Here is a 9,511-nt window from a genome sequence, read left to right as displayed (position 1 = left end):
TACATCGACACAGGTGGAACATCCACCGGGACACTTCGTGGCATCAACAATAAGTTCGCCTTCAAAGAATTTCGTGATGGTGACGGCCTCGCTTGGGCAGACCTGTTTACACCAGGTGCAGGTGATGCACTCGGATTTGTCAATAGAGACGGAGCCGGGGAGCTTGGCCTCTGCATCGACGGTCCGTTCGACGGCGATTGCATCGTGCGGGCAAGCCTCAACACAGACCTTACAGCCGTCACATAGGGCTTCGGTCCAGATGATCTCGCCTTCAGATCCAACTTTTTCAGCAGTGAACGGGACACGCTTTTGTTTAATTGCCGGACAAAGAGATGAACAGACACCACAGACTGTACACAGCTCTTTGTCAACAACGAAAGTCGTTTTTGCAACGAGTGCGGTCTGGCGTTTTGCGCCGCCTTCAACTTCGCCTTCATAAACGGGGACATCACGTACTATGGCGTCATGCGGGCAGGCCTCATGACAGGATGTACAGCGGATGCACTTCTCCTCGCTAATTTCAGCAGTAAAATCATACTCAGGGAAACCTTCCTGCTCCAGAATCGGGAGGTTGGGTTCACCGTCAACTTCTACGAGAAGTGCGTTAAACGGACACAGAATCGTACAGACACCGCAGTATGAACATTTTGCGGGGTCGACAGCGATTGGTGCGTCACCAGCAGCTACACCGCGGATAGCTGCACCGACCATACCAAGGGAAATTGCTTCCTTCGGACATGCGTCAGCACAGATACCACAACCGGTACACTTGCTTGTTGTTAACACAAGGTGAGAAACCTTCGATAGGAGCCTCTGCTCCATAATGACGGATTCTCCCTCGGTCTTCGTAGAGTATTTTGGAAACATTGTGCTCATTACCATGATGTTTTCCTCTCTCCTCAGTGACCCTCTTCAGCAGCTTTTGCTGCGGGGGCCTGCGATGCAACCAGTTTAATAACATTATATGGGCATGCTTCCACACACACACCGCACCCTGCACATAATTCGTGATTCAGGTCAAGGGAGATAGCCTTACCATCAGTCACGGCATAGATCTTGTCAGTTGAGGCAGGATCTATGGTGCAAAGTTCAAGTGCGTTTACTGGACATGCTACTACACAATTGTTACAACCAGTACATCGCTCCATGTTGATATGCATTGCAAATGCCATTGCTTATATGCACCAGCCTTTAATCGACCGAAATCGATTACTGTTATAGTTGAGTAAGAAGATAGATAAATGTTCTTAATCAAAAGAAGCAAGATTCTGGCTCCGATTTGCACATATTCATCAAAATATCTTATCATTTAGATATTGTTAAACTAATTTTGAAAAACAAGCCCACCAATATTATTCAAAAAATACATCAAATATAACCTATCAAATTAGAGAGGGTTCTTCAATTAACCCCCAATTATTATTTATTTTCAAATAAAATCCAATTTCGCGCGTTTTCCAACATTTCAACCAGGCGAAAAACGTGATTAAATAACACGTGATATCAATCAGGTTTGATTGTCAGATGATGATTAATATAAGTGGGCCCTTGGATCCCAACCTATCGAATATCACTTATACTCCCACAACCGATATTTCTGTTAACGAAATTCCCGGTATCAAAAATATGACATTGACATTAACCCCAGATCAGATAAAAGAAAAATTTGGACCGATGTTCTGTCATCGGCTCCTTGTGATGACCGATGAGAAAAACGGCATTGCCGAGATACATGAACAATGTCATGCAAGAGGCCCGATCGAATGGGATCATATGAACCGGAGAAGAGCAAAAGGAGCACTCATCTCCGCAAAAACCGAAGGTACCACAATGACGATGCTCGCAAATATCGGCTCATACCCAATCTGCTTTGGACCCTCGGACACGGAACTTGGCGGGCAGGCGCTTGAAGCAGTTATTGTAAAGGGAAACGAAGTACGAACCTCCTGGGCAGGAGCAGCTGGAGCCGGAGTGGGAGTGGCCGCCTGCTTATCCCAGGCACCGGGCGTCATCAGAACAGAATATGCCAGCGAAGAAGATCTGAAAGTAGGCGGTGCACGGATATGCAGAAGCACCATTATCCTGCCGAAATATGAGAAGGTCACCTTTGGTATAGATGATACTGACACAAAAGAGGGGGGAGCAACATGGGTCCTCGCTTTGAAGTGCGGTGAAGCCTGTCCAATTGATGGGACCACCTTCCTTGGAATGCGGATCATCCAGCTCAACCCCAAGGCTCCCGAGAAGACCACCAACTGTACAGGTTCAGTGATCACGTTCGCAGTAAAACCAGAGATGAAAAACGAACTGATCGCATTTGTCAAATCATTCATCGAAGAAAAAACGATGAGCAAAACGACTGGGATCTGCTACTTTGCCGGTATTCGTCTCCCGGATTCAACATATGCAAAGCGAGTGAAAACCGAACTGCTGACACGTGAAGAAGCAATAACCGAAGCAGAAAAACTCGGTATCATCTATATAGATAGTGCAAATGGAAAGGGGAGGATCGGGGCTCTCGGAGCACTTCTCTGGGCAGACGGTGGTGTTGAAGCCGCAGGTCTGTACGGCGAGACCCCGTGAAAAAAAGATTTATTTTTCTCTTTCTTCTTTTTTACAGACGGATTCAAGCAAACGGCTGCCAAACGACGAAGTTGATTCACAACCTCCAAGATCGGGCGTTGATACACCGCTGATGATCAGATCACAAATCGATTCTTCGACCAGATCCGCCTCATGCTTCATCCCAAAATGCTCAAGCATCATTGCTGCACTTCGGATCGCAGCAACCGGATTTGCTATACCCTTACCGGCAATATCCGGAGCACTCCCGTGGACAGGCTCAAAAAATGCATACTTATCACCGATGTTCGCACTCGGAAGCATACCTAGGCCCCCGGTGAGATATCCGCAGACATCACTTAAGATGTCGCCAAACATGTTTGTTGTAACACTCACATCATAATTTTTCGGATGTTGTAAAACATCAAGACATAGTGCATCGATAAACACAGCTTTCGTTTGTATCCCGTATGACTCTGCAACCTCGTTACAGGTGTCTCTGAAAAGCAGATCGGATTTGAGCACGTTCCCTTTGTATCCGATAACGAGCGGCTTTTCCGAATTTCGTTCCAAAAAAAGAGAGCATGCTTTTTCCGCTATCCTCTTGGATCCGAATTTCGTCACCACGCGAAGGGTCGTCGACCTCTCGGTACCGATCTCCTCGATACCCGAGTAAAGTCCCTCAGTATTCTCCCGGACGATCATCATATCAACTGCGGATTCATCGCCGTGTAACTGAAGTGATCGTATTGGACGAAGATTCGCATACAGATCAAGTTCGTGCCGGATCTGTAAAAGAACACTCCGATAATCCGGGTCAGGAGGAGTTGTTACTGCGCCGAAAAGAATCGCGTCAGCACCTTTCAGTTCACGAATATCTTCTGGAGAACACGCAGACCCGGTTTTCTCCCATTTGGAAAGTCCCAGTTCAACCTCAAAAAAATTTGCATCTGGGAGAAAATGCTCAAGGATCTTTTGTGCCTCAGGTATCACCTCATGTCCGATACCATCGCCCTCCGATACCGCAATACGAAGGCTCACGGTTCACCCCGACTAGAAAGATAGGCATTCAGACCGCCGGCAGACAGTATCTCCTTCATACGATTTGAGAGAGGTTTTGCCTGATAAACGGAATCTGATGTTTTGACATACGAATCATCGGTGTCAAAGGAAATGATATCCCCATCCTCACACACGACATCCGCCTCAAATACATATAATCCAAGATTAACACAGTTCCGGAAAAATATCCGAGCAAAAGAAGGAGCAACGACGGCACGAACCCCCGCTTCCTTGAGAGCTGCTGCCGCCTGCTCGCGGGATGATCCGCACCCGATGTTTTTCCCGGCAACCAGTATAGAACCGTTTAGTCTTCCGGCAATACTCCTATCATAATCTTCAAAGGCATGCTCCACCCATATCGAACGATCAGTCGTCCTAAGATAACGCCCGGCGATGATCATATCGGTATCCACATCCTCACCGATCACCACGGCATGTCCTGATAGAATCATCAGTTCACCCCCCCTTCCAGTTCATCTGGAGATCTGATCTCACCATAGAGAGCGCTAATAGCAGCCGTCGAGGGAGAACAGAGATAGTACTCGGCATCGACACCCATCCGATTTTTGAAATTCCGGTTCGCTGTTGAAAGACCCACCTCGCCTTCGCCAAGGACACCCATATGTGCCCCAAGACAGGGACCGCAGCCCGGCGGACATATGACACACCCCGCCTCGAGGATATCGGACAGAACGCCTGTTGCTACGGCTTTTGCATAAACATCCTTTGAAGCAGGCGTAACGATCGTTCTGATAGCGACTTTTTTGCCCCTGACAATATCAGCGAACCGTTTAAGATCCTCAAACCGCCCGTTTGTACAAGTACCGACGAATACCTGATCGATTTGAGTGCCCGAATACTGTGTCACTGATACGGCATTATCGACCCGGTGAGGAACCGCGAGAAGCGGTTCAATGTTATCGAGGTCAATATGTACTTCTGATTCATAGGCACAGTCGTCGGGTTTCTGCATATGAATCGTTTTTTCATTCGCACCATATACTAACAAATGTTCCCGGGTCAATGCATCCGCATAGAAAAGACCAACTTTCGCCCCGGTCTCAACAGCCATATTTGAAAGGGTCAGTCTTCCTTCGACAGGCATGCCGGCAGCCCCATCACCGATAAACTCCAGAGCTTTGTAGGTCCCGCCGTCCATTCCAAGCGCCTTTACATAAGATAGTGCGACATCCTTCGGCTCAGCATGACCAGACAGTTTGCCTGAAAGCACAATACCTATCGACTCTGGAACTCTAAACCAGGTCCCACCGGTAGCCCAGATCCCCGCCATATCGGTTGCTCCGACCCCGGTCGCAAATGCACCCAGTGCTCCAAGAGTGCATGAATGTGAATCTGCCCCGACAACTATCTCATTTGGAAGACAGCCTCCTTCACTCATTATCTGATGACAGATCCCGCAGCCGACATCATGAAACTGCATCCCGTTCTGTCGGGAAAACGTCCGAAGATTTCCCTGAAGATTGGCCGTGACCGAGTTATTCGCCGGCGAGATGTGATCATATATAATAGACAGTTTTTCCGGATGAACTACGGTCTTGTCCGGGATCCGGAAGTCTTCAAATGCAACCAGTGCCTGGGCGCCGGTCCCGTCATGGGCAAATGCACGATCGACCATCCGGTCAACATACGTTCCTTCGGCAGACCCGAGGATCCGTTCTGAAAGTGTTCCTGCCATATTCATCCCGTCCTGGCTTTATCCGAACCTGACGTCTTTTGTAATTCAGTTTCCTGTCTTGTCTCAGTAATTACCGAGAGAAGAACATCCTGAGTGATACTCTGTTTTGTCTCGCTGATCGATTTGATCCGCTCCAAAATTACATCGACCTCACCTGGGACAGGGCTGTATCCAATGGTCGTCAGAATATACTCGAGTCCTTTTCTTCCGGTATGTTTTCCGAGAATGAACTTCTGCTCGGATCCGACCATCTCGGGCGGATAATACTCATACGTATTTCTGTCCTGGATCAAAGCAGCGATGTGGATCCCGCTTTCATGACAGAAGGCATGCTCACCCACAACTGGTTTTGTCTTTGCAATTTTGATACCGGAATAGGTTTCCACAGTCCGTGAAAGAGACTGAAGAGCAGACAGATCATATCGGTCAACACCCCCCTGCATCCTGAGTGCGACGAGAACTTCCTCAAGAGAAGCGTTCCCGCATCGTTCGCCGATGCCGTTAACGGTCGTGTGAAGCTGAAATGCCCCCGCCTGGGCTGCAGTAAACGTATTTGCACTCGCAAAACCCATGTCATTGTGACAGTGAACACACAGAGGATTTTTCAGCCCGGCGTTCAGTTCAAGCACGGTCTCGTACATTGAAATAGGCGTCATACAGCCGACCGTATCGGCATAACTGCTATATGAAGCTCCACGCTCAGCTCCTTTTGCATACATCTCTTTCAAAAATCCGACGTCGGTCCTCGACGCATCCTCGGCGGAGAACCTGACCTTTATTCCGTGATCGAGAGCATAATCCAGCATGCCAAGAGCAAGATCAAGCATCTCTTCCCGGGTCTTTTTGTATTTTATACGGAGATGCAGATCCGACGTGGCAAAAAACAGACTGACAAGATCGACACCACAGTCTATCGCCGCGTCGATATCGCTTTGGACACAGCGGGATAAACAGCAGATCTCGGACGGCAGATCCATCTCGACGATGGATCTGACGCTGCGCTTTTCATACTCGGATACGCTGGGAAATCCTGCTTCGATGATATCGATTCCGATATCGGAAAGGCGTTGGGCGATATCCTGTTTTTCTTCGCAGGTGAACGACACGCCAGGTGTCTGTTCACCATCCCTGAGCGTTACATCGCATATCTCAACATTCAATGGTTTCATGATTTTCTCCAGAGGGGCATTCCCCTTCGATGACCAGAATTACGAGTCCGGTGTTTTCGACAACTCCTTTTTCAATCAACTCTTCAAGGCACGGATCGGCGGCGGAAACGACAGTAGGGGTAAATGGGACCAGATAGGGCAGAATATCCGGGCAGTCCTGACCGCCGGTCATGGCCAGTTTTCTGTTTTTCAAAATAATGCAGAACAGAGAGCCTTGCTTTTCGCAAATATCTATGAGAGCATTCAGACCTGAGTGCAAAACCGCATAATCGCCCATGAGAGCGACCTTCGTGCTCTTCGAAGCAACCGCGGGAGAAGAGCCGAGCCCATAGTTTGCGAGTGAGAAACAAAAAGGCGGGTTCTTTGAAAGAAGCGAGCAGCCGGTATCGCAGATCGCGGCGGTCTTATTCAGCGAAAGCGTGCTTTTCAGGATGCGAAAGAGCGGTTTGTACGGACAGTTTTTACAGAGAGTTCGAAAATGGCCTCTTGCTGCAAATGTCTCAGGAACGATCATCTGCCGGGTCTGATCATCTTTCATATCGGCGGTGATGTTCTCTGCGTATTCGCACCGCCCTTTCATCGTCAGATCATCCGGAAATAATGGTCCAGACCCATTTCTTCGTTCAGGAATGGAAACCTCCGGAATATCCGCATCCAAAACCGCGGGGGTCACCCGGATGATCACGACCCTCGAGTAGGTTTCCGAACTCTGCATGGCCGCCTCAATCGAGAGGCAGAGTTCATTCGTTTTTGGTTCAAGTACCAGGACCGAGGCAACATCCCCATACTCACGGGAATCCTGCCGTGTCTGGGAACCGCGAACCTCAGTATCATCACCGGCAATGATCACGACTCCGGACCTGAGTCCCTGATAAGTCGTGCTGACCAATGGATCAGAAAGAGTGTTCATACCGGCATTTTTGACGATGACCACAGCTCTTTTCCCGGAAAGAGACGCCCCAAGAGCATACTCAAGAGCGATCTTTTCATTGACAGTGTATTCGGCACCGCACTTCTCTGCAAGATCCGTGACCGGATAGCCGGGAACTGCGTAACAAACATCCGCCGCATGTAAAACAGCGGATGCAAAAAGATCTTCAGCCTTCATGGTGTCACTTCCCCTAAGTGTAAATCAGTCATCGGAGTCAGATCACAACCCATACACTTTGCGCACATGGTTTTGGATGCTGACGGGTCAAGCCCGAAACGTAGAAGTTCGCTCTGCAGGAATTCAGAGATGCTGAGAATATCTTCAGCCAAAGGACGGGAAAAATGAGAGAGCTGCGCTGACGGAGTCAGGGGCCGGATGATCGGGATCACGCCGTTTTCCAGACAGTGCGTGATGCACTGTTTCATCTCGGCTTTTGACTCGCCAAGACCCAGAATGATGTTGGTATAAACACGGTTTTTTCCAAAGATACCGACCGCTTCTTTAAGGGCATTGCATAACACATCCCGGTCAAGACTCGGACACATCTCAGCAAATAATTTCCCGGTCGCGGTCTCGAGATTGAACTTCACCTCGGAAACACCGAGTTCAAAGAGCCTTTGAGAAAGACCGGGAGTCGGATAAACTGAAACGCCGATCGGGAGACCAAAGGGTCTCACCCGTTCCAGAATGGCAAAAAGCCGTTCATCTTCTTCCTGCATTGTGCCGACAACACCGCTCGTAAGAGAAATACACTCAACATTTTCCCGTCTGACTGCATCTGAAATGAGTGAAGCTATCTCATCAGGCGTTTTAATGTGTTTATCCAGGTTTGGGACATTACAATATCTGCACGAGAAGATACAGCCTTCATTTATCGTGATATATGCCTGTTTTGGACAGTGACAACCGGTTTTCTCCACAAATCCTTCGACAGAGATGAGACCACCAGGTCCATCGAACGTTAGGACAGCGGTTTCTCCGGAGTTTTCGATCAGAACCGGACTATTCTCATCCAGCGTTAACCGTATCCGGGAAACACCGTCGGAGAAAAATACCGATCTGCCTTGTCCGGCACCAGGTCCCGCGTGAGATGACAAAGAAGCCGGAAGGGAAACGCCAATAACATTTGCAGAGCCGATCGCTAGAAGCAGGTGCTTAGCGCAGCCGAGTTCCTTCGAATGTTCGGTCTCTGCCCTCTGGATCATATCAGAAGGGCCTCTGTATAGTTAGTGTAAAACGGTATCGCCGCCGCCGCTCCGATGATGCCCCGGCCCTCGATACGTACATCAAGATGATGGCGAACAGTCTCAAAATCATCCAGAGTTACCTCGCCGGCTTTGACTTTCCTTGCATACGGCATTATCACAGATGGATCAAAACCGATGTAGGCACAAAGACCCGTCTCATCGGAAAGCGTGTAGCGTCTGACCAGAGCTTCAAACCGGTCGATGAGTTTTTCGGGTTCTGTCGTCGCAAACTCACAGGCGAGAGCAACACAGTTCTTGGTCCGGTAGGGAACCGGAAAGAGTTGGGTTATCGTGTGAGAAAGGTAACGGGACTGCTGACTCTGGACAGCCTTCGATATGTTGTGGGCAAGCGTCCAGGTCGCACCCTCTTCCGGCGTATCCGTATCATCGAGACCGATGATGACCCTGGTATATCTCGGTAGATAAATGGTCGATCCGGCAACTTTTCCCCCGCCGCACACATCACTAGTATGACGTAAGACCCCGCCGGCGGTCGCCCGGCAGATACTTGCCCCGACACCCCCGCCGCCAAGACCAAGATAAGAGATGGATATCTCCGAATCATTTACTTCCACACCGGAGATCCCGGCAGGAAAATATGAACCTTCAAGCTGCAGGCTGACATCGCCGGTCTGAAGCATAAATCGCTGAGTATCCGAAACTATACGGGAACTTTTTACAAGTGGACTCTTGGCATAATGATTTTTTACCCACATCGCCCCTCCGATACAATCAAACCTTTCGATGAGTTCGACAGTTGTATCGTCTTCGGATGCGACAGCAAGTATTTCCGGATAGGAGATGGAATATGGATTATCAATCATACAGGGTTCTTCATTCATAG

At 49.0% G+C, this 9,511-nt stretch carries 10 protein-coding genes; 1 reads left to right on the top strand and 9 read right to left on the bottom strand.

Going from position 1 to position 9,511, the window contains the following annotated elements; translation table 11 throughout:
* Together Q7J08_RS05090 and Q7J08_RS05085 are read right to left on the bottom strand one after the other, a co-directional pair.
* A partial coding sequence (locus Q7J08_RS05090) for a 4Fe-4S binding protein (RefSeq protein ID WP_304910613.1) occupies nt 1–882 on the bottom strand: 882 nt, incomplete at its 3' end.
* 17 nt (nt 883–899) lie between these two features.
* Entirely contained in the window at nt 900–1,172 is a 273-nt protein-coding gene (locus Q7J08_RS05085; protein WP_304910612.1) for a 4Fe-4S dicluster domain-containing protein, read from the bottom strand.
* Between the two features lie 454 nt (nt 1,173–1,626).
* Between Q7J08_RS05085 and Q7J08_RS05080 the strand changes: the two genes are divergently transcribed.
* Nucleotides 1,627–2,583, top strand: a complete 957-nt coding sequence (locus Q7J08_RS05080; protein ID WP_304910611.1) for a tRNA(Ile2) 2-agmatinylcytidine synthetase — start codon at nt 1,627–1,629, stop codon at nt 2,581–2,583.
* A gap of 9 nt (nt 2,584–2,592) precedes the next feature.
* Here the strand turns inward: Q7J08_RS05080 and Q7J08_RS05075 are convergent, their stop codons facing one another.
* The 7 genes from Q7J08_RS05075 to mmp11 are packed head-to-tail and all read right to left on the bottom strand — an operon-like array spanning nt 2,593 to nt 9,491.
* A complete protein-coding gene (locus Q7J08_RS05075) occupies nt 2,593–3,603 on the bottom strand; it encodes an isocitrate/isopropylmalate dehydrogenase family protein (protein WP_304910610.1) in 1,011 nt (336 codons plus the stop codon).
* Nucleotides 3,600–4,076, bottom strand: coding sequence for a 3-isopropylmalate dehydratase (locus Q7J08_RS05070; RefSeq protein ID WP_304910609.1), 477 nt, complete (start codon nt 4,074–4,076; stop codon nt 3,600–3,602). The genes Q7J08_RS05075 and Q7J08_RS05070 overlap by 4 nt, the downstream gene beginning before the upstream one ends.
* Complete coding sequence (locus Q7J08_RS05065) at nt 4,076–5,326, bottom strand: aconitase/3-isopropylmalate dehydratase large subunit family protein (RefSeq protein WP_304910608.1); 1,251 nt, start codon at nt 5,324–5,326, stop codon at nt 4,076–4,078. The genes Q7J08_RS05070 and Q7J08_RS05065 overlap by 1 nt, the downstream gene beginning before the upstream one ends.
* Nucleotides 5,323–6,489 carry a homocitrate synthase family protein gene (locus tag Q7J08_RS05060; protein WP_304910607.1) on the bottom strand — a complete coding sequence of 389 codons (1,167 nt, stop codon included), beginning with the start codon at nt 6,487–6,489 and terminating at the stop codon, nt 5,323–5,325. The genes Q7J08_RS05065 and Q7J08_RS05060 overlap by 4 nt, the downstream gene beginning before the upstream one ends.
* Nucleotides 6,470–7,597, bottom strand: coding sequence for a thiamine pyrophosphate-dependent enzyme (locus tag Q7J08_RS05055; protein WP_304910606.1), 1,128 nt, complete (start codon nt 7,595–7,597; stop codon nt 6,470–6,472). The genes Q7J08_RS05060 and Q7J08_RS05055 overlap by 20 nt, the downstream gene beginning before the upstream one ends.
* Nucleotides 7,594–8,625, bottom strand: coding sequence for a radical SAM protein (locus Q7J08_RS05050; protein ID WP_304910605.1), 1,032 nt, complete (start codon nt 8,623–8,625; stop codon nt 7,594–7,596). Before Q7J08_RS05050 ends, Q7J08_RS05055 begins: the two co-directional genes overlap by 4 nt.
* A complete protein-coding gene (gene mmp11 / locus Q7J08_RS05045; RefSeq protein WP_304910604.1) occupies nt 8,622–9,491 on the bottom strand; it encodes a methanogenesis marker protein 11 in 870 nt (289 codons plus the stop codon). Before mmp11 ends, Q7J08_RS05050 begins: the two co-directional genes overlap by 4 nt.
* Nucleotides 9,492–9,511: the final 20 nt, after the last annotated feature.

The sequence above is a fragment of the Methanocorpusculum sp. genome, assembly GCF_030655665.1.
Classification (GTDB): Archaea; Halobacteriota; Methanomicrobia; order Methanomicrobiales; family Methanocorpusculaceae; genus Methanocorpusculum.
Note: the sequence above shows the minus strand (reverse complement) of the source record. Positions and strands in the feature narration are given on the sequence as shown.